Genomic DNA, 19,200 nt, shown 5'->3' on the forward strand with positions numbered 1-19,200 from the left:
AGAACGTGATATCCTCACGTTCTTTTTCTTTATATTTTCATTTTTTCTTTCAGTTGTAATCCTGTAACGGATTGTAATACATCCATTACCTCTCCAAAAGTCATATCAAAAATCGTTTTATCTTCTATGTACGGGAATTGTTTAAAACGCTTTTCTAACATTTTCACTGCATCCGATGTGAAATTTGCGCTATCAATGCCAAATTCTGTTTCAAGAAGCACGATCCAATCTAACACGTGAAAACCTAATCCATTTACGAATGAAATAAGTTTTTCTTCTGGCTGTGAAGCTAAGAATACGTTTCGCTCCATCTCACTAAATAGTTCTTCTCCTAAAATTTCTGCTAACTCATCATCATGTTCGCGTTCAATAATCTCTTCGTAACCGTAATCATCAACAAGCTCTTCTACTTCTTCGCTCTCCTCACAAAGCAATTGGCTAAGAAGTGCATCTTTCTTAAATTCACTGTTTTGTACAACTTCTAAAAAACTTGTTTCCCATCCATTTTCTAATTTCATATGTATAACTCCTTTATATACTTTACTTATCATCACTGTACCCAAAAGATCACTTTTATAACCTTTAGGTAATTACTATTATTCCATATGATTTATAACATAAGATGCAAACTCAGCTGCATCTCCTTCAAAAACATTAACCTCTGGCAAATGGTAAAACGTTGTTTGGAGCGGGTTTCCTTCATGATACATATATACCTTTTTCTCTAGCGCAATCGCCATTCCAAGCTCTGTATGACTTCCGTTTCCGCCATCTAATATAAGTAAAAAGACATCTGCTTCTCGGATCGCTTTTTGTTCTTCTTCACCAATTTTTTGCAATTGTTCTCTATTAGTTGCTCTTTCATTTTTCGTCCAATCATATGTATGATGCCATCCTACTTCTTTCAACTGGCTTGATACGAAACGTACAAGATGCTTATTTTGAAATCCCGAAGCAATATAAAATTTCATCTATATCCACTCCTTATATAAATGGGGAAACTCCGTTTTAGCGTTAATAGGATTTTTTTCAAAAAAAATCCCCATCTTTAGAACTTATTTGCGTTTAAATGATGGGGTGCTTCATGGTCTTCTTTTATTTTTTGTTTTTTATAACTTTCATCAGCTAACATTTCTAGTTCAGCTGTTATCTCTGATTTTTCAAGCTCTCGTTCTTGTGAAAATTTCCTTGAAATATAAACAATAACACTACCAACGTACAACACAAAGCATATAATAAGTGCAGTATTTTCATAGAGACTTAGCTCCAACACAGTCACTCCTAATCCATTCGTATTTTCACGCTTCATTAATTGGAATTTCCCTATTAACCATTTGTTATTGTAACATAAAAATATCAATTCTTGGAATCTTTCAGCCTACTAAAAGAGGCATGATTGTTTCATCATGCCTCTGAAATATGGTGAATGATTGTTTTAATCGCTTCTTTTCCATTGTATTTTTTTAATGCTGTTTTATACGCCTCATTATTTTGATGCAACTCTTCGACATGCTTTATAAGAGATTTCACAGTTACATCTTCTTCATACAATACGGAGGCATATCCTTGCTTTTCGAAGGACTCTGCATTTAAAATTTGATCTCCACGACTGGCAAATTTTGATAGCGGAATTAAGACCATTGGCTTTTGTAATGTTAAAAACTCAAAAATCGCATTGGAGCCCGCACGTGAGATAACAAAATCTGTTGCCGCTAATACATCTGGTAACTCTCCATGTACATATTCAAATTGTTTATATCCTTCTTTATTTTGTAAACTTTCATCAAGATTACCTTTTCCGCAAAGATGAACAATTTGATACTTTTTAAGAAGTTCTAGTAACGCTTCTCGAACCGTTTCATTAATTTTCTTTGCGCCCAAACTTCCTCCCATGATTGTAATAACTGGCTTTTTACGTGAAAAACCTAAAAACGCTACACCTTTTTCACGATTTCCCTTTAACACTTCTTCACGTACAGGAGATCCCGTATATATTACTTTTTCTTTCGGTAAATGTTTCGCTGCTTCTTCAAACGTAACAAATATTTTCGAAGCGAAACGGAGCGCAATTTTATTTGCTAGTCCCGGCGTCATATCAGATTCATGTAATAAAACTGGTACTCTATTTAGCCACCCTCCAATTACGACTGGTACAGATACGAAACCGCCTTTTGAAAAAATTACATCCGGTTTTAATTTTCGAATCCTTACATACGCATCCATAACACCCTTCATTACGAGAAAAGGATCTTTAATGTTTTTCAAATCAAAATAACGGCGTAGCTTCCCGCTCGCAATACTATAATACGGAATGCCTTCCTTTTCTATAATCGTTTTCTCAATCCCTTGATGAGAACCAATATAAGAAATGTCCCAATTCTGTTCTTGTAAATATGGAATAATGGCTAAATTAGGTGTTACATGTCCTGCCGAACCGCCACCTGTAAAGACTATTTTTTTCATACGTCTCCCCCTTCTACACTATAGTACACTAAAATACCTTGCCTCAGGGTGAGAAAATACCATAGCCGTTACAGACGCTTCTGGCTCCATCATAAATCCTTCTGTTAATGTAATGCCTATTTCCTCTGGTTGAATTAAACGGAACAATTTTTCTTGGTCAGCTAGTTCTGGACAAGCTGGATAACCAAAGGACACACGTATTCCTCTATATTTCGTGCGGAAACGTTCTTCCATCGTCAATTCAGGTGAATCTGGAATTCCCCAACGATCGCGAATGAGCATATGTGTTTTTTCAGCAAGTCCTTCTGCTAATTCAAGCGCTAACGATTGAATGGCGTGACTGCGTAAATAATCACCTTTCGCCTTCCACTCTTCAGCAATGTCCCGAACTCCTTCCCCAACAGTAACAGATAAGAAAGCCACATAGTCCATCTCATCTCCAATAGGGCGTAAATAATCACCTAAAGTACGATATGGTGCTTTTCCTTGTCTTGGGAATGTGAAACGCTCTATAATACGCGTATGATCTTCTGGGTCATATATTACAATGTTTTGTCCGTCGCTTTGCGCTGGGAAAAATTGATACACGGCTTTCGGTTTTAACCAAGATTGTCCTTCTCGCAATAATTCGTCTATTAAATCATTTAATTCGTGCGCTCTTTTGTCTCCCTCTTTCAAAAGCTTCTTCACATTTCCTTTTAATCCAAGGTGATGTCCAAGGAGCATTTGTCTATTTAGAAACGGAGCAAGATGTGCAACGGGTATATCACGTAATACAATTCGTTTTGTTGAGTCCGGCACTATAACCGCCGATTTTGGCAATGGCTCAATTACTGCTGGAATTTCTACTTTTTTCTCTTCTTTTGTTACGATATGAAGATGACGTTCTTTTTTATCCTGTTTCATCTTCTCACGCTCTTCTTCTTTTTGAAGCTTATTAATAATATCAAGACCTGTCATTGCATCACTCGCATAACATACGAGCCCTTTATATGATGGAGAAATACGATTATCTGTGAACTTTCTCGTTAGTGCTGCGCCACCTACAACAATTGGAATATCAATATTCGCCGCTTTTAGATCTTCAGCAGTTGTTACCATTTGTTGTGCCGACTTTACTAACAGGCCAGAAAGACCAATAATATCAGGTTTCTTTTCTTGTACTTCTTGAACGATTCGATCCGATCGGACATTAATTCCTAAATTAATAATTTCATATCCGTTATTCGATAAAATAATTTCAACAAGATTTTTCCCAATATCATGTACGTCCCCTTTAACGGTCGCTAATAATACTTTCCCTTTTTTCGCACTTTCGCTAGATTCCATATGTGGCTCTAAATAACTTACAGCAGCTTTCATACTTTCAGCACTTTGCAATACTTCAGCAACGATCAGCTCATTATTATTAAATAATCGTCCCACCTCATCCATTCCTGTCATAAGTGGACCATTAATAATATCAAGAGGTTTTCTTCCTTCTGCAAGTGCGAGACTTAAATCTTCGTGTAATCCTTGTTTCGTACCTTCTACAATATAGTTGGCTAGTCGTTCATCAAGCGTAAGCGTTTCTTGTACAATAACATCTTTCTTTTTCGCCACGCGATAAAAGTTTGTAAATTCTTCTAACGTCTCTTTCGTCGTTTCAAATAATAACGCATCCGCAAGACGCTTTTCTTCCTCTGGAATTGACGCATAGCGCTCTAATTTTTCCGTATTAACAATCGCGTAATCTAACCCTGCTTTCGTTGCATGATATAAAAAGACAGAATTTAATACTTCACGTCCAGCTGGTGGTAAACCAAACGATATATTACTCACGCCTAAAATCGTTAAACATTCTGGTAACGCTTCTTTTATAAGACGAATTCCTTCTATCGTCGCTGCTGCTGAACCGATATATTCTTCATCGCCTGTCCCTACAGGAAACACGAGCGCATCAAATATAATATCAGACGGACGTATACCATACTTCTTTGTAAGTAATTCATAGCTTCTTTTCGCAATTTCTATCTTTCGTTCTGCACTAACGGCCATACCATCTTCATCAATTGTTCCGACAACTATAGCAGCACCGTATTTTTGAAGAAGAGGTGTCACTTTCTCAAAACGCTCTTCTCCATCCTCTAAATTAATAGAGTTGATAACAGCTTTTCCTTGAATATAAGTAAGAGCTCTCTCCATCACATTTTCATCTGTTGAATCAATCATAATCGGTACTTTTAACACTTTCGTAACTTCTGCCAAGAAATTTTCCATATCTTCTATTTCATCACGATCAGGGTCCGCCATACAAATATCAATAATGTGAGCATTTTTCTTCACTTGTGCTCTTGCCACTTCAGCGGCCTCTTCAAATTTCCCTTCTGCTACTAATCGTTTAAATTTACGCGATCCAATAACATTCGTTCTTTCACCTACAAATAAAGGTCTCATAGAATCATCATACTGCAATGCCTCTAATCCACTAATTCCATGCCCTTCTCGTTCATGATGTTCACGCGGATTAAGAGTTGCTAGCGCTGCTTTCATTGCTCTTATATGTTCTGGTGTTGTACCACAACAACCACCAATAATGTTAACCCAACCTTCTTCGGCAAATCGCTTTACTTTTTCCGCGAGAGAAGATGGAGATTCATGATAATGTCCATCTTCATCAGGAAGACCTGCATTTGGATAGCAAGAAATATAACACTCCGATAAATTAGATAATGAACGAATATGTTCCCTCATAAATTCCGGACCAGTCGCACAGTTTAATCCAACCGATAACGGCTTCATATGCTCTATCGATAAATAAAAGGCTTCTATCGTTTGACCCGCTAAAGTCGTTCCCATCGGTTCAATCGTTCCAGAAATCATAATAGGAACCGTTTTATTTAGTTCATCAAAAGCTGCTTGAATTCCAATATAAGCAGCTTTCACATTACGCATATCTTGACTCGTCTCCACAAGTAATACATCAATTCCGCCCCTCAATAACCCTCTCGCCTGCCTTGTATAGGCTTCAATCAGTTCCTCAAATGTAACTCCTCCTGTAACACTAATCGCTTTCGTTGTCGGCCCCATCGCACCTGCAACATATACTTCCTTCCCGCTTTCTTTAACAGCTTGCTTCGCCAATAGTGCTGCCTTTTCATTTAGTTCTTCATCTAAATGAGACAACTCATAATCACTTAATACGATATTCGTCGCACCAAATGTATTTGTTTCAATGATGTCAGCTCCAGCTTCAATATAAGCTTTATGAATCTTTAAAATAACATCTGGTCTTGTTTCTACTAAATATTCATTACACCCTTCGTACTCTTCTCCTCCGAAATCTTCCGCAGTTAAGTCCTCTTGCTGTATCATCGTCCCCATTGCACCATCTAATATTAGAATGCTATTTTGTAATCTTTCTTCTATACACTTCATCAATTAATACCCTCTTTCACTTCTTGCTTTTCTCTTACATATTTCACGAGATGTTCTGTAATTTCATATTTTAAAAATGGTGTAATAAGATAAACACCGTTAAAGTATTTCATTGCCGTATCGATTAACTCTTGTGAAATACGAATCCCTTCCTCAATAGCCGACTCTTTCGTTTCGTGCCCATCCATTCTCTCTCGTATTTCTTCAGGAAGAGTAATACCTGGCACCTCAAAATGAAGAAAATCTGCATTCCGCTTACTTACTAAAGGCATAATTCCAATAAAGATAGGTTGTTCCAAATGCTTTGTCGCTTCATACACTTCCTCAATTAACGCTATATCGTAAATTGGCTGAGTTAAGAAATATTCCGCTCCGGCATCTATTTTCCGTTCCATTCGCTTAACCGCTGCTTTTAAATGTCTTACATGCGGATTAAACGCACCGCCGACAGAAAATCTTGTTGCTGGGCCAATTGATTTCCCTAAAATGGAACGCCCGTCGTTCATTTCTTTAATCATTTTAATTAACTCAATAGAGGACAAATCATATACAGAAGTTGCACCTGGGAAATCGCCAACACGCGCTGGATCACCAGTTAAAGCTAGCACTTCCTCCATCCCTAACGCCGATAAACCTAATAAATGAGATTGTAGCCCAATGACGTTATGGTCTCTACACGTTAAATGAGTCAATACTGGAATATCATGCTTCGTTAATAATGCACCCATTGCCATATTAGAAACGCGAGGCGATGCTAGTGAATTATCTGCTAGAGTAATAGCGTCTGCCCCAGCTCTTTTCAATGCTCTTGCCCCTTCAAAAAAACGCTGCGTGTCTAATGTTTTCGGTGGGTCTAGTTCCACTACAACTGTCGTTTGTTTCTTTGCTTTCTCTGCTAGAGTGACGTGAGATTTCGAACGTTTCTCGTGTGTATGAACTACTTTTGGTCTTTGAATCGTGTCCTTTTCTATTACAGGCGTAACATTTAGAGTAGCACGCTTCATACTTTCAATATGTTCTGGAGTAGTACCACAACAACCACCCAATAACCGAATACCTTGCTCAATAAATTTCGGTGTCATCGCTTCGAAATAAGCCGGACTTCCCTCATATACGTAACGTCCCTCCACATAATTCGGGAGACCTGCATTTGGATATGCTGACAAGTAGCCATTTTGAGGAATCGATATCATTTTAAAAGCTTCCGTCATATGAAGTGGTCCTAGTTGGCAGTTCAATCCAACAACATTCGCACCGTAATCTAAAAGCTGTTTTAATATTTCATTTACATCATTTCCATTTTGAGTCGTACCTGCCTCATGTAACGCTAATTGGGCTACAATTGGAATATTCGTTTGTTTTCGTAACACCTTAACAGCATGAAGTAATTCAAATTCATCATAGAAAGTCTCTAATAGCAATCCATCAACCTGTTCTTCTAATAAAGCACCTGCCTGCTCAAGTAACATAAACTCCCTTTCCATATCAGTTGTTGTAACAGCTCCGATATGTTTCATACCACCAATTGTTCCTAAAATTGCATTTCTTTCTGTAACAGATGCTTTCGCAATCTTCACTGCTGCTTTATTAATTTGAACAACTTGATTCTCTAAGCCATACATACGTAATTTCGCTTCATTTGCCCCATACGTATTCGTTTGGATAACATCCGCTCCAGCAGCTACATATTGTTTATGAATCGATATAATTAAGTCCGGATCAGACAAATTCAATTCTTCAAAACTACTTTGTAAACCATGCGAATGTAATAATGTTCCAACTGCACCATCACCTATTACAATTCCTTTTGATAATAAATCTAGTAATTTCACGAATCTCCCTCATTTCTATCAATATAAAAACCCCCTCTTCACTTTGAAGAGGGGGACATAATTATTCCTCCTCTTATTATGCAAAACATTCGTTTTGCAGGTATTAGCACCGTTTCAAACATTTCGTTTGAAGGTTGCCGGGTTTCACAGGGCCTTTCCCTCCACCGCTCTCAATAAGAGTTGTCTTTATTATTTTATTTATGTAGCTAAAAGGAAATGCGTTCCCCTTTTAACAATGTTTGTTAATTTTTTATAAATTTAGCATGCACAAATATAAAAGTCAATGACACTTGCGGGAAAATAAAAATTATTTAAAATAAAGTTGCAATTCAATTAACTTTTGTTGTAAAGTTAAAAACATAATAAAAATTTCATACGAACATTCTTATCTAGAGAGGTAGAGGGACTGGCCCTATGACGCCTCAGCAACCATTAACAATTTGTTAATAAGGTGCTAATTCCAGCAAACTGTTAAAGATTTGACAGATGAGAAGAAGACTCTATTCAATCCGAAAGCCTTCTTCTTAGAAGGCTTTTTTTATTTTATATTCAACTACTCGTTCAATTTAAAAAGGAGGAATTTTCACATGTCAACTATCGAAACAAAACTAGCACAAATCGGAAATCGTAGCGAAACTACAACAGGAACTGTTAATCCACCCGTTTATTTCTCAACCGCTTATCGTCACGAAGGACTTGGTAAATCTACCGGCTTTGACTATTCACGAACTGGAAATCCAACTCGTGGTCTTTTAGAACAGGCAATCGCAGACTTAGAATATGGCGAACAAGGTTATGCCTGTAGCTCAGGAATGGCCGCTGTTCTCCTCGTCCTTTCACTATTTCGTTCCGGAGACGAACTTATTGTGTCTGAAGATTTATACGGGGGCACTTATCGATTATTTTCTGAGCATGAAAAAAAATGGAATGTTCGATGTAGATACGTAAATACACAATCTATTAAACAAATTGAGAAAGCTATCACAACTGAAACGAAGGCTATTTTCATAGAAACGCCGACTAATCCATTAATGCAAGTTACTGATATTGCCACTGTCGCAAGTGTAGCGAAAAGACACGGACTACTTCTTATTGTAGATAACACATTCTACACTCCTTATATACAGCAACCATTAACAGAAGGTGCCGATATCGTACTTCACAGTGCAACGAAGTATTTAGGCGGGCATAACGATGTACTAAGCGGACTTGTCGTGGCAAAAGGAAAAGAACTTTGTGAAGAAATTGCTCATTATCATAATGCCTCCGGTGCTGTCTTAAGCCCATTTGACTCATGGCTATTAATTCGTGGTATGAAAACTTTAGCGCTTCGCATGAGACAACATGAAGAAAATGCGAAAGCCATTGTTGCTTATTTAAATGATGAAGACGGTGTGACAGATGTATTTTATCCAGGAAGAGGCGGTATGATTTCGTTTCGCCTTCAAGATGAAACATGGATTAATCCATTCTTACAATCTTTATCCTTAATCACATTTGCTGAAAGTCTTGGTGGTGTAGAGAGTTTAATGACTTATCCAGCAACGCAAACGCATGCTGATATTCCTGAAGAAATCAGAACGGCAAACGGTGTATGTAATCGCCTTCTTCGGTTCTCCGTCGGCATTGAAAATAGTAACGATTTAATTCAAGACTTAAAGCAAGCCATTAAACTTGTAAAAGAAGGTGTAAGAATATGAGTTATTCTATCGATACACTCTTACTACACAACCAGTATAAACATGATACTCAAACAGGAGCTGTTAACGTTCCCATTTATAACACATCAACATTTCACCAGTTTGATGTAGATACTTTTGGCAAATACGACTATAGCCGATCTGGAAATCCAACTCGTGAAGCTCTGGAAGATATCATTGCTTTATTAGAAGACGGAACAAAGGGGTTCGCCTTTGCATCAGGCATTGCAGCGATTTCTACTGCTTTTCTACTGCTTTCACAAGGCGATCACGTACTCATTTCAGAAGACGTATACGGAGGTACTTACCGGATTATAACTGAAGTTCTCTCTCGTTACGGTGTTTCACATACATTTGTTGATATGACCAATTTAGAAGCAATAAAACAAAATATCAAATCGAATACGAAGCTCTTTTATGTAGAAACACCATCTAACCCACTTTTAAAAGTAACAGATATTCGCGAGGTTTCTAAACTCGCAAAATCTATTGGTGCTCTTACATTTGTTGATAATACATTTTTGACACCACTATTCCAGAAGCCGCTTGATCTTGGCGCCGATGTCGTTCTTCATAGCGCCACAAAATTTATTGCTGGTCATAGTGATGTTACTGCCGGATTAGCAGTCGTAAAAGATGCTGAACTCGCTCAAAAACTTGGATTTTTACAAAATGCATTTGGCGCTATTTTAGGTCCTCAAGATTGTTCTCTCGTACTTCGCGGCCTAAAAACATTGCATGTACGTCTTGAGCACTCAGCTGCAGGTGCCAATAAAATTGCACATTATTTACAAGAGCACTCTAAAGTCCAAAATGTCTATTATCCTGGATTACAATCACATCTTGGCTATGATATTCAACAATCTCAAGCAACATCAGCTGGGGCTGTCCTATCTTTCACTTTACAATCAGAAGATGCACTCCGCCAATTTTTATCGAAAGTTAAACTACCCGTTTTTGCGGTTAGTCTAGGGGCTGTTGAATCTATTCTTTCCTATCCCGCAAAAATGTCACATGCAGCTTTATCACAGGAGGCACGTGACGAAAGAGGCATTTCTAATTCATTGCTTCGCTTATCTGTCGGTCTTGAAAATGTTAACGATCTAATATCCGATTTTGAAAATGCTCTTTCTTACGTAGAAGAACCTGTAAATGCATAGAGAAAAAAGAAGATATGAAATTAAGTTATCATATCTTCTTTTTATGCTGTCTAGCATATTCATTTTAATGTTTTTTCTTTTTGTATAGTTCATTAAAAAATAAAAGTATATCATCTATTTCCAAGTAATGGATTTATTGATATATTAAGAAATAAAAAGGGGTAAAAATAATGGATACTTGTGCAGATATTTTAATCGTTATCGATTTACAAAATGGGGTATGTTATAGCGGAGAACATTTATTTGATTTACAAAATTTACTTACAAAAGTAAATAAAAGAATTTCTTCATATAGAAAATCAAATAAACCAATCCTTTTTGTCCAACATTGCGATGATGATTTAGTACCCGAAAAAGAACTTTGGGCTATTCATACCGATCTAGATGTTCAAGAACAAGATTTTTTTGTAAGTAAAACACATGCCAATTCATTTTATAAAACAAACTTAAAAGAGATTTTAGATCAATTATCTGTACATCGTATTGAATTTTGTGGTGCCCAAACAGAGTACTGTATGGATGCTACAATTAAATTTGCCCACGGACTGAGATACGAAAATTTCATGGTACAGAAAACAACCTCTACGTTAAACAATCCATTTATGTCCGCAAAAGAGACAATTGATTTTTATGAGAATATATGGAATCACAGATTTTTAACGTTGATAAAAGATGAGCTCTAGAATAAATGACTCATAACTTGATCATTCTAAGATTTATCAGCTACACTCAAATATTTAATCATCACCATAAGGAAGCTGATTATAATCAGCTTCTTTTAACCTGTTTTATATTCTATATATATCATTATAATTCCTTTGTCATATTATTTTAAAAATTTCGTATATTCATTTGAAAGAATAAGAAAATCATGATAAAATTGTGTTACAAATATATCTATATCTTTCAATTTTTAAAACGCATCAAAATTTTCACCCAAAAGTGTCATTTTACAAAACCGTACAAATTTATCTATTTTATTTACATCAGGGTCTCTTTTCTTACAATTTCTTTACTTTAGGACTTTTTTTCTGCAACAACTGTTTTCTTTTCTTTAATTTTTTGGTATGTATAGTATGGTATAACAGCTCACACGGAGGTGGAAAAGAACATGTTAGAAACCTTTCAAAAAGAAATAGAACTATATGAAAGCAATGCAGAATTATTGAAAGTGCTTGCTCATCCTGTTCGCTTATGTATTGTAAAAGGATTAATTGAACGTGGCCCAAGCAATGTTTCTACAATGTACACTGGCTTAAACATGCCACAATCTACAATTTCACAGCATTTAGCAAAGTTAAAAAGTGCTAAAATCGTTTCTAGTGAAAGAAAAGGATTAGAAATTTACTACAAAGTAGAAAACGAAACAATTATTCAACTCGTTCGTGTATTATTAGGTTAGGGACTAATAGACAGAGAAAAAGGACGTATTCTATATTTTTCATCTCATATCTTTAATATAAATATATATCATGAGAGGAAATATATAATACTACATAAGTCGTATTAAAAAACAAGACACAGAAATATACTGTGTCTTGTTTTTTCATATTGTTAAATATCGATTCAACTGTAAATTCTTCATATCTTTCGTGTGCATAACAATATCAAAGGCACTTCCTAAGCCTCCGTTCAAAATCATAGAACGAACTGCTCGATTTCGTTTTTGAGTTTCAGAAAAAGGATTTGTATCTTGATGACTCGTAAGATGTTCTAATATCCCTGCCGCTAACAAAAACTCTGATTGCTTCCTATGCCATATCGTATGAATCCCTTGTAGCTCGAAAATCACCTTCAACTCATCCCAATGAACATGGGTAGTTAAATCCATTTCTCCTGGATATGCAAGAGGGTTACGAATTAGCTTATGCTTATAATATCCTCTTAAACTTCCTTCATGATGTGCAGGATGCATCCATTCTTCTCTTGTATAACCATAATCAACTGTAATACATATACCTCGCTGGAACCATTCCGCAATTTCTTCTATATACTCTTCCATTGCAATAGGTACCTCAAATCGCTGCCCCTCTGCAATATGAATATTATATTTCAATAAGTATCGACCAATTTTTTTCTCTACTGGCCTAAATACTTCTGCAAGGTCCCCTTCCTCTGTATACGTGATACGTACTTCATACAAAATTCCATTTCTTTTCTCAACTACTTCAACAGGAAACGCATCAAATAGTTCATTCGAAAAAATAATTCCTTCGAAAGACTCTCCCATTTCAATATACGATGTATAATACGATACATTATCAAATGAGCAAAGACTCTCCTGCTGTAATCTTCTATGAAAAGGGCTCACTTCAACAATTGAATAGTTTAAACTACTAAAGGTTTCCGGAGATAATTGTTTCCATTCTTGTAAAACATCATGGGCAAACTTTCCCGTTCCCCCACCAACCTCACAAATATTTGAAGAAACTTCTCCATTTTCAACAAGCCGAATAAAAAACTTAGCAAAAGTCTTCGCAAAGACAGAAGATACATTACTACTCGTAAAAAAATCTCCTTGTCTTCCAATTTTTTCACGTTCTCTCATATAATATCCATGTCCTTCTGTATATAATACGAGGTTCATATACGTACTGTATGAAATTGAATAATCCTTTTCTTTCCCCATCCATTCTCTTAAAATGAGCTCCATCCCCATAATAACTCCTTATTGTAAAAATGGATTATTTTCTTTTTCAAATCCAATGCTTGTCTCTGGACCATGCCCACATAGCACTGCTGTTTCATCTGGTAATACAAATAATTTCTCTTCAATACTTCCAATTAATTCAGCAAAGCTTCCGCCAGGCAAATCTGTTCTTCCAATACTCATTTGGAATAATACATCACCAGAAAATACGGCATTCGCCTCTTTACAATAATAAGAAATACTTCCTGGAGAATGTCCTGGTGTCTCAAAAATTTCAAAGTTAAAAGAACCGATCGTTAATGTACCTTCTGCATCAATAATTTGATCTGCTGGTTTCGCTGTAATACTGCGGTTCATCATAAAAATTTGCGATCCATTCACAGTTGCATCTCCTAACCAATCCGCTTCTTCTTTATGTACGTATACCGGAATACGAAAAGCATCTCTCACGGCATCAACAGCACCAATATGATCAAAGTGAGCATGCGTTAATAAAACCGCAAGGGGCTTTAACTGCGCTTCTTGTAAATATGTAACAAGTTTCTCTCCTTCATGACCAGGATCAAAAATAATACACTCATTTTGATCATTCGTTAAAATATAAGCATTTGTTTGTAATGGGCCTAAAGGCATTTGTGTCCATTTCATATAAAAATCTCCTCCAGTTATTGAACTTACTTTCAATGATACAACATTTCTTTCTCTTAGGAAAAGAAAGGATGCTATCTCGACATTCATTTTTAAAACATGTACAATATAAAAGAGTAAATATTCCAAAAACTCATCGTAAGAAATAAGAAGACAGAGGAGGATATTGTATGGGCCTTGTTATTATTTTTGCGCTAGTCACTCTGTTAGCTGTATTTGCTACGCTTAGAACACTTCGCGAAAAGAACTTTTTCGCGGGCGGTTTTGCAATTGCAACCGTACTCGTTTTCGGATGGTTTACAATCATGACTGTTCTATATAATGGGTACCCTCCAACAGCTTAATTCATTTACATGGAATTCTTCATCAAGATTTTGCATAAAAAGAGGAAGGGGTGCCCCTTCCTCTTCTCATATTTCACAACTTATATCATCTTCGCTTCGTATTTGTGCTTTTTTACAAGCCAAGCTCCTCCGATAACACCTGCGTCATTACCAAGTGTCGCAATTGCTAACTTTGTGCTCTTTACAGCACGTGAGAAAGCATATTGCTCGAAATAGCGTTGAATTGGTTCTAATAACGCATCTCCAGCTTTAGACACGCCACCACCAATAACAATTTTCTCTGGATTCAATGTGCTAGAAAGGTTTGCTACAGCTAATCCTAAATAAGAAGCCACCTTTTCTACTACTTCGCCTGCTAGCTCATCACCTTGTCCATGCGCTTCGAATACATCTTTTGATGTAATACGCCCTTCTTCTGCTAACATAGAACGTAAAATACTCTCTTTATCAGTCTCTTGTATTTTTTGCATAGCAACACGCACAATACCCGTTGCAGATGTTACTGTCTCTAAACAACCAGACTTTCCGCAATTACATGGGAAAGCATTCTCTGTAACTACTGTAATATGTCCAATCTCACCTGCAGCACCACTTACACCGTGTACAATCTCACCATTGGCGATTACACCGCCACCAACACCCGTGCCAAGTGTCATGCAAATTAAATCTTTTGCTCCTTCACCAGCACCTTTCCACATTTCTCCAAGCGCTGCTAAGTTTGCATCATTATCTATCACAACAGGTAATCCTGTTTCTACTTCTAGTAAATCTTTTAACGGATAATTTTTCCAACCTAAATTAACCGCTTCATAAATCATTCCAGATGCGACATGTACAGGACCAGGAGCTCCCATACCAACACCAATTAACTTGCTTTTTAATTCACCTAACTCTTCTAACTTTTTATCAATAGCTTTCGCTACATCAAGTGTAATATGTTTTCCTTGCTCATTTGTATTCGTAGGGATTTCCCACTTATGTAAAATTTCACCGTACACATTAATAAATGCTAATTTAATCGTTGTACCACCAAGATCAACACCAACTAACCATTTCTCTTCCATGTTGCTTACCTACCTTTATCTAATTCTTATTTATCTCTTTTTGAATTTCTTGCTTCAATAAAAATAAAGCTGTTTGATAGTCTTGTGGATCGATTAGCTGTGATTGATTTAATTCACGCAATTCATCTTGCATTAATTGTAAATCTGCAATTCGATCACCTGTGTAAATAATCGTACCAAATTTCTTTAGCAATTGTTGAATATCATAAATGGATATCATTTCATCACCCTCTATGCTTACTTACTATAAAAAATTATAATAAGAAAACGTTCACATATTTTATTATAATCAAGAAGAAAAAGCCTCGTCAATTTTTATTTGTCTATACAAGCCCATTTATAACCATTGTTCCTTTTTCTGTAATAATTTTTTCTACATTTTTATCAAATGGTTCAACAGGAATATGTTTTACCATTTGATAATCATAAGCTAATGATAGCGTTTTCCCTTTATAATGCACGAGATAACGATCATAGTAGCCGCCACCATATCCAATCCGTTCCCCTCGCCCTGTATAAGCTACTCCTGGCACGATAAGAAGATCAATTTCACACGCATTCACTTCTTCCGTAAACGCTGGAATCGGTTCACGTAAATTCATATATACTGTTTCTAATTGATCAAAATTACTAATTTTCCGGAAAGACATCGTTCTTGTCCCTTTATTACACTTTGGAACAACAATTTTCTTTCCTTCTTCCCAAGCTTTTTCGATAATAGGATATGTATTCACTTCATGTTCCATCGAGAGAGTGATTCCAATTGTTCTAGCTTCAATCCACTCTTTTTGCCCATACAACGAAACTGCAATTTGTTCCGATAAAGTTGTATACTGTTCTTCAGATAAAGAATTCATGCGTTCTATTATTTGTTTACGTAAACGTATTTTCTCTTCTTTCACACACTTTTCCCCCTTACAGTGACACTTTACTCTACGAGGATAGTGTATCACTTTTACATAGGAATCGCATAAAAAAAAGAAACAGTAGGAAAATATTCCTACTGCTTACTTTGTTTCACGGTGTAACGTAGACTTCTTGTCACGCTTGCAATACTTTTTAAGCTCGATACGCTCAGCGTTGTTACGTTTATTTTTCTTTGAGATATAGTTACGATCTCCGCATTCTGTACATGCTAGAGTAATATTCACACGCATTCTTATTTCCCTCCAGTACTAATAACTTAAATCAGACTATACCATAATACCACTTTTAAAATAAAAATTCTACACCTTTTGATATTGTCTAATTTTTTCTATAAGATTTTTCATGTTTTCCCTTGCTATCACTGGGTTTCTAGCATGTGAATACACTAAAAATTTTGGTTGTTTTGCGTCAGAAACGATATAAGACCACTCTTTTTCTGTATATTTGAACTGTACTCCTTTTAATATCCCGTCTTCTTTTCTTTCCATATCAGCCAATAATTTCCGCATCACTTTCCCTTTTTCCTTCCACGAACACACAACTTCATCACAAAGTAAATAGAGCGGAGGTGACTGCTCTATTATGCTGAGAAATGTTTTTCCCTGCAGTGCTATTAACTCAAATAATTTTCCTATTCGATATAAAATATCTCGCTTCCATCTTATTTGAAAAGACTTTTTTTCATCATGCATATAAAATAGAAGATAACAACCGCCCAATTTCAAAGACATTGGGTAAATTTCACCTGCTGATTCAAATAATAAATCAGGAATATCTACTTCTTCAAAATCAGTTCCTTGGTAAATATTACTATGATTATCATATAAATCGAATTGATTTCCTTGTTCAGAAAACATAAGCGCCATATTTGCTTTACTCGATTTCATCAAAGCTTTCACATGATCTTTTTGTTCCCCCGCATAAATCCATGTAACTGTGCACCCAAGCCTTTGCAGAAAGAGCATAAGTAACTGTTGTAACATATCATTTCTCTTATTAATAAGAAGATGGAACTTCTGTTTTTGTATTTTCTCTATATCAATGTGTTCTAATACTGCTTCTATATAATTATTTAAAGAAACATGAACCTGCTTACTTCGCCCCATTTCTTTCTCACATACGTAACGAAACGACTCAGACATATATAGTTGTTCGATCATTTTTTGCTGCTTATACGATAACATTCCATCCCTGCCATACATCTTTATAACAATCCCTCTATCACTTTCTACTTGAATAAAAACCCCACCTGCACAGTTCAAATTATGAATGGCATACTGAAAAAGTGACTCGTTCATTTCTTTACATTCCATCGTATGAATCCCAATACCATGAATAGCATGGAGGAATAAGTTTTTATAGGACGTTGTTTCTATATTTTCTTGACTTCCGATTAATATACTCTCTCCTTTTACAAAAAGAGAACCATAAGCCATTGCGGCTTTCACAATAAATTGAGGGGTAATCTCAACATTGCCTCTTCCTACAATCCGGCTTTTTTGTAACCATCCTGCCCCCTTTTCACTCTCTTGAACACCAGCAGAGCCTACTATTGAATGACTATCTATCACCTTATATGGCCATAGTTTTCCTTTTTGCTTAATTACTGTACTTTTCCCTATATGGCAACGGTCCGCTACGATACTTTTTTGAAAAAGTGTAACATCATCTTCAACCATTGTATGCTCTCCAATTGTTGTTTCTAGCAACTCACAATATTTTCCGATACGGGCGTTTGCAAAAACGATGCTTTTTTGAAGATGAGAATAACTTGAAACGATACTATTTTTCCCTATAATAGAGTACGGTTCAATTACAGCACCAGCACCAATTATTGCTCCTTCTCCAATAAAAGAAGGACCATGAATTTTCGTCCCTTTTCCTATCGTTACGCCTTCTCCCATCCACACCATTGGTAATACTTCTGTATATGGAATAGGCACCTTCAATTTTTTCGTCAACAAATCGAATTGAGCTTGCCGATATTGATCAAATGTACCAATATCTAGCCAATAGTCTTCTGATAAATATGCAAATAACGTATTTTTATTTGCCAATAATGGGAATACATCATGACTGAAATCAAAAAATCCCATGGATGGTATGTAAGAAAAAATTTCCGGCTCCATTATATAAATACCTGTATTCACAACATTAGAAACTACCTCATTCCAACTCGGTTTTTCTATATATCGTATAATTTCTTGTTCTTTATTCGTTACAACTAACCCAAATGAGAGTGGATTTTCTACTTCTTTCACAAACATCGTTACCATTCTCTTCTTCTGTTCATGAAATGCAATTCCTTCTGATAATTGAAAATCAGTTAGTGCATCCCCACTAATAACAACAAATGTTTCATCTAAAAAACTTTCCGCTTGCTTAATACTCCCTGCGGTTCCAAGTGGGGGAGAGTCTTCAAAATAATACAAGTTAACTCCCCATTTACTACCATCACCAAAGTACTGCTTAATAGCTGTACTCATATATTGAACGGTAATTGCAATTTCACGAATTCCATGCTGACGTAATAATTCAATATTATATTCAAGAACCGGCTTTTCTAACAATGGTAACATCGGTTTTGGAGTATTACATGTTAATGGTCTAAGGCGTCTTCCCTTTCCTCCAGCTAAAATAACCCCCTTCATATACTTCAGCCTCCACTTATATAATGTTCAAGAACTCCGTATACCACATATATATCATTTATCCCTCATTAACTGCAGTAAACGCCCGACTCCCACCTAACTTCTTTGCTCCAGCCAAATTTTAAGGTGGGAGTTTTACTGTCCGCAAATAGCGGGATAAATAAATGTACCTTTTAACCTTAGCAAAAAAGAAAGCGCTTACTATTAACTTAGCAAAATATTTAATAATACGTAATTAACACATATGTACTTATTTTTCCATTAATTATGATACATCTTATCATCATAAACTAAAGGAAACAACGAGCTTTTTTTGTCATGTTTTGACTAAAAAAAGCAGGTGA

At 36.0% G+C, this 19,200-nt stretch carries 18 protein-coding genes and 2 riboswitches; of the genes, 5 read left to right on the plus strand and 13 right to left on the minus strand.

What is annotated here, in order from left to right:
* Window positions 1-29: 29 nt before the first annotated feature.
* The 6 genes from LUS72_RS21050 to LUS72_RS21075 all read right to left on the minus strand — a co-directional run bounded on the left by LUS72_RS21050 (window position 30) and on the right by LUS72_RS21075 (window position 7,712).
* On the minus strand, window positions 30-518 hold the full coding sequence (locus tag LUS72_RS21050; RefSeq protein ID WP_141533533.1) for a hypothetical protein: 489 nt from the start codon (window positions 516-518) through the stop codon (window positions 30-32).
* A 78-nt stretch (window positions 519-596) separates the two neighbouring features.
* Window positions 597-971, minus strand: a complete 375-nt coding sequence (locus LUS72_RS21055) for a nucleoside 2-deoxyribosyltransferase (protein ID WP_097830690.1) — start codon at window positions 969-971, stop codon at window positions 597-599.
* Window positions 972-1,048: 77 nt separating this feature from the next.
* On the minus strand, window positions 1,049-1,309 hold the full coding sequence (locus LUS72_RS21060; RefSeq protein ID WP_083596079.1) for a DUF3966 domain-containing protein: 261 nt from the start codon (window positions 1,307-1,309) through the stop codon (window positions 1,049-1,051).
* Window positions 1,310-1,404: 95 nt separating this feature from the next.
* Window positions 1,405-2,463: an undecaprenyldiphospho-muramoylpentapeptide beta-N-acetylglucosaminyltransferase gene (murG, locus tag LUS72_RS21065; RefSeq protein WP_097830689.1), complete on the minus strand. Its 1,059-nt coding sequence runs from the start codon at window positions 2,461-2,463 to the stop codon at window positions 1,405-1,407.
* 18 nt (window positions 2,464-2,481) lie between these two features.
* Window positions 2,482-5,880 carry a methionine synthase gene (gene metH, locus LUS72_RS21070; protein ID WP_097830688.1) on the minus strand — a complete coding sequence of 1,133 codons (3,399 nt, stop codon included), beginning with the start codon at window positions 5,878-5,880 and terminating at the stop codon, window positions 2,482-2,484.
* The gene (locus tag LUS72_RS21075) at window positions 5,880-7,712 is read right to left on the minus strand and encodes a bifunctional homocysteine S-methyltransferase/methylenetetrahydrofolate reductase (RefSeq protein ID WP_097830687.1); all 1,833 of its coding nucleotides are present in this window, start codon (window positions 7,710-7,712) and stop codon (window positions 5,880-5,882) included. Before LUS72_RS21075 ends, metH begins: the two co-directional genes overlap by 1 nt.
* Before the next feature lie 70 nt (window positions 7,713-7,782).
* A riboswitch (SAM riboswitch) is annotated at window positions 7,783-7,892 on the minus strand.
* Between the two features lie 202 nt (window positions 7,893-8,094).
* A riboswitch (SAM riboswitch) is annotated at window positions 8,095-8,205 on the plus strand.
* 94 nt (window positions 8,206-8,299) lie between these two features.
* Here LUS72_RS21075 and metI point away from each other — a divergent pair.
* The 4 genes from metI to LUS72_RS21095 all read left to right on the plus strand — a co-directional run bounded on the left by metI (window position 8,300) and on the right by LUS72_RS21095 (window position 11,974).
* Entirely contained in the window at window positions 8,300-9,412 is a 1,113-nt protein-coding gene (metI, locus tag LUS72_RS21080) for a cystathionine gamma-synthase/O-acetylhomoserine thiolyase (RefSeq protein ID WP_264448231.1), read from the plus strand.
* Complete coding sequence (gene metC / locus LUS72_RS21085; RefSeq protein ID WP_097830685.1) at window positions 9,409-10,572, plus strand: cystathionine beta-lyase; 1,164 nt, start codon at window positions 9,409-9,411, stop codon at window positions 10,570-10,572. Before metI ends, metC begins: the two co-directional genes overlap by 4 nt.
* A 170-nt stretch (window positions 10,573-10,742) precedes the next feature.
* Window positions 10,743-11,255, plus strand: a complete 513-nt coding sequence (locus LUS72_RS21090) for a cysteine hydrolase family protein (RefSeq protein ID WP_097830684.1) — start codon at window positions 10,743-10,745, stop codon at window positions 11,253-11,255.
* 428 nt (window positions 11,256-11,683) lie between these two features.
* Window positions 11,684-11,974, plus strand: coding sequence for an ArsR/SmtB family transcription factor (locus tag LUS72_RS21095; RefSeq protein WP_000894375.1), 291 nt, complete (start codon window positions 11,684-11,686; stop codon window positions 11,972-11,974).
* 144 nt (window positions 11,975-12,118) lie between these two features.
* Here LUS72_RS21095 and LUS72_RS21100 read toward each other — a convergent pair whose 3' ends face one another.
* Both LUS72_RS21100 and LUS72_RS21105 read right to left on the minus strand, forming a co-directional pair.
* Window positions 12,119-13,231 (minus strand): class I SAM-dependent methyltransferase, encoded by a 1,113-nt coding sequence (locus LUS72_RS21100; RefSeq protein ID WP_097830683.1) that lies wholly within the window; start codon window positions 13,229-13,231, stop codon window positions 12,119-12,121.
* Between the two features lie 9 nt (window positions 13,232-13,240).
* A complete protein-coding gene (locus LUS72_RS21105) occupies window positions 13,241-13,870 on the minus strand; it encodes an MBL fold metallo-hydrolase (RefSeq protein ID WP_044737737.1) in 630 nt (209 codons plus the stop codon).
* Window positions 13,871-14,040: 170 nt separating this feature from the next.
* Here LUS72_RS21105 and LUS72_RS21110 point away from each other — a divergent pair, with 170 nt between their 5' ends.
* Window positions 14,041-14,214: a DUF2759 domain-containing protein gene (locus LUS72_RS21110; protein ID WP_097830682.1), complete on the plus strand. Its 174-nt coding sequence runs from the start codon at window positions 14,041-14,043 to the stop codon at window positions 14,212-14,214.
* A gap of 80 nt (window positions 14,215-14,294) precedes the next feature.
* On the opposite strand, the gene glcK is transcribed toward LUS72_RS21110, so the two are convergent.
* The 5 genes from glcK to LUS72_RS21135 form a co-directional block, all read right to left on the minus strand.
* Window positions 14,295-15,278 (minus strand): glucokinase, encoded by a 984-nt coding sequence (glcK, locus tag LUS72_RS21115; RefSeq protein ID WP_097830681.1) that lies wholly within the window; start codon window positions 15,276-15,278, stop codon window positions 14,295-14,297.
* Window positions 15,279-15,297: 19 nt separating this feature from the next.
* A complete protein-coding gene (locus tag LUS72_RS21120) occupies window positions 15,298-15,498 on the minus strand; it encodes a YqgQ family protein (protein WP_002173470.1) in 201 nt (66 codons plus the stop codon).
* Between the two features lie 103 nt (window positions 15,499-15,601).
* Entirely contained in the window at window positions 15,602-16,180 is a 579-nt protein-coding gene (locus LUS72_RS21125) for a 5-formyltetrahydrofolate cyclo-ligase (protein WP_097830680.1), read from the minus strand.
* 105 nt (window positions 16,181-16,285) lie between these two features.
* Window positions 16,286-16,435, minus strand: coding sequence for a 50S ribosomal protein L33 (gene rpmG, locus LUS72_RS21130; protein WP_001265616.1), 150 nt, complete (start codon window positions 16,433-16,435; stop codon window positions 16,286-16,288).
* Window positions 16,436-16,504: 69 nt separating this feature from the next.
* Window positions 16,505-18,856, minus strand: coding sequence for a sugar phosphate nucleotidyltransferase (locus tag LUS72_RS21135; protein WP_264448232.1), 2,352 nt, complete (start codon window positions 18,854-18,856; stop codon window positions 16,505-16,507).
* Window positions 18,857-19,200: the final 344 nt, after the last annotated feature.

Origin of the sequence: Bacillus cereus, assembly GCF_025917685.1 — a bacterium.
GTDB lineage: Bacteria > Bacillota > Bacilli > Bacillales > Bacillaceae_G > Bacillus_A > Bacillus_A cereus_AT.

Excerpts from the sequence above, each read along its gene's own strand:
- LUS72_RS21055 (WP_097830690.1), bottom strand. The coding sequence starts at position 971 with ATGAAATTTTATATTGCTTCGGGATTTCAAAATAAGCATCTTGTACGT.
- LUS72_RS21135 (WP_264448232.1), bottom strand. The coding sequence starts at position 18,856 with ATGAAGGGGGTTATTTTAGCTGGAGGAAAGGGAAGACGCCTTAGACCA.
- metH (WP_097830688.1), bottom strand. The coding sequence starts at position 5,880 with ATGAAGTGTATAGAAGAAAGATTACAAAATAGCATTCTAATATTAGAT.
- LUS72_RS21100 (WP_097830683.1), bottom strand. The coding sequence starts at position 13,231 with ATGGGGATGGAGCTCATTTTAAGAGAATGGATGGGGAAAGAAAAGGAT.
- LUS72_RS21120 (WP_002173470.1), bottom strand. The coding sequence starts at position 15,498 with ATGATATCCATTTATGATATTCAACAATTGCTAAAGAAATTTGGTACG.
- LUS72_RS21110 (WP_097830682.1), top strand. The coding sequence starts at position 14,041 with ATGGGCCTTGTTATTATTTTTGCGCTAGTCACTCTGTTAGCTGTATTT.
- rpmG (WP_001265616.1), bottom strand. The coding sequence starts at position 16,435 with ATGCGTGTGAATATTACTCTAGCATGTACAGAATGCGGAGATCGTAAC.
- metI (WP_264448231.1), top strand. The coding sequence starts at position 8,300 with ATGTCAACTATCGAAACAAAACTAGCACAAATCGGAAATCGTAGCGAA.
- metC (WP_097830685.1), top strand. The coding sequence starts at position 9,409 with ATGAGTTATTCTATCGATACACTCTTACTACACAACCAGTATAAACAT.
- LUS72_RS21090 (WP_097830684.1), top strand. The coding sequence starts at position 10,743 with ATGGATACTTGTGCAGATATTTTAATCGTTATCGATTTACAAAATGGG.
- murG (WP_097830689.1), bottom strand. The coding sequence starts at position 2,463 with ATGAAAAAAATAGTCTTTACAGGTGGCGGTTCGGCAGGACATGTAACA.
- LUS72_RS21095 (WP_000894375.1), top strand. The coding sequence starts at position 11,684 with ATGTTAGAAACCTTTCAAAAAGAAATAGAACTATATGAAAGCAATGCA.
- LUS72_RS21060 (WP_083596079.1), bottom strand. The coding sequence starts at position 1,309 with ATGAAGCGTGAAAATACGAATGGATTAGGAGTGACTGTGTTGGAGCTA.
- LUS72_RS21050 (WP_141533533.1), bottom strand. The coding sequence starts at position 518 with ATGAAATTAGAAAATGGATGGGAAACAAGTTTTTTAGAAGTTGTACAA.
- LUS72_RS21105 (WP_044737737.1), bottom strand. The coding sequence starts at position 13,870 with ATGAAATGGACACAAATGCCTTTAGGCCCATTACAAACAAATGCTTAT.
- glcK (WP_097830681.1), bottom strand. The coding sequence starts at position 15,278 with ATGGAAGAGAAATGGTTAGTTGGTGTTGATCTTGGTGGTACAACGATT.